Raw genomic sequence first — 1,119 nt, 5'->3', positions numbered from 1 at the left:
CTTCTCGACAATGATCTGTTCGATGATCGGAATGTTATGGCCATCTTTGACAATCTGATGGAGATTGAACTCGGGCTTTTCGTAATCCTTGCCAAGCCGGTAGAGCAGTTCGTAACCGGCTGAGAGGCGCGTGGCGCCGGGCACATAGGCCAACGGACTGGCGGGATTCGCGAACGATTTCGACGCGGCCTGGGCCCAGGCTGTAAGGGGGCTCAACATCGCCCGCTGGAATTCGTGCAGTTGATAGAGCATGGGTGCTCCGGCATTAGGGCGGTTCGCAGAGGGCTGCGCAAACACGCGTATCGCGTTGCGGCGGGCCATTTAGCTAGCCTGAGTTTGACGATCACGAATCCGTGTCGGTACGTGACTATTGTCGGTAAAGGCGGTTACCGGGCATGTTCGCGATGGCCTCGGCATCGCCAGCTTTTCGGCGAATTATCGCTTGGCGGATACTTGATCCATGATGGTTCGCTCATTGAAGTGTTGGGGATGCGCGGATGGCGCAAACAAGATCCTGCAAGATACCTCGTCCACCAGTTGCTGCGTAAGCGTGCTACGCCGGCACACCGACATTCATGCGGAGCTATGATGCCCGTTCATTGCAGGCCGCGCTTGCGCTGCTGGACGGTACGGTGAAATTGAGTGACGCGCACAGCCATCTCTAGTGTCGGAGATGGCCATTTTTTCGACGGCCCAGTGCAAGGATCTCTCCGCAGCTCTCATGTCGTTCTCCGCGACTCGCGTTGCCGCCACGCATCAAGTTTGCCTACAGGCAGACGCGAGCACTATCGAAACGATGCGTCGAAATCTGCCACGCGCACGATGTCTTCTGCCACACATCGGCGATACGATTTTTTTTCCGGACCATCAGGGAGGGTTCTGGCCGAGGACGCGACGAGCGTAGTCGGAGCGCGAAGGTCCGTTGTCTGGAGACCGGCTTCTGTTGGCCGTTCGCTGCCTTATGCAAACAGCATGCGCCGCCTGAGTCTCGAAGGGTACCGATCGGCAGCAGGCGACCCAGGCTGTGTGGAAACGCCGAAATAATCTCAATACACGCAGCTCGGGCATCAACCAGAGCGTTTGGCAATTCGTGTATGGCTCAGTTCGCCGATGGCGAAC

At 57.6% G+C, this 1,119-nt stretch carries 1 pseudogene; it reads right to left on the bottom strand.

The features are described from left to right. Nucleotides 1-252, bottom strand: a pseudogene (locus P0D89_RS53235) (polyhydroxyalkanoate depolymerase); the annotation flags it as partial. Nucleotides 253-1,119: the final 867 nt, after the last annotated feature.

The sequence above is a fragment of the Paraburkholderia sp. RL18-085-BIA-A genome (genome assembly GCF_046027075.1).
Classification (GTDB): domain Bacteria; phylum Pseudomonadota; class Gammaproteobacteria; order Burkholderiales; family Burkholderiaceae; genus Paraburkholderia.
This window is presented reverse-complemented; position numbering and strand designations above follow the sequence as displayed.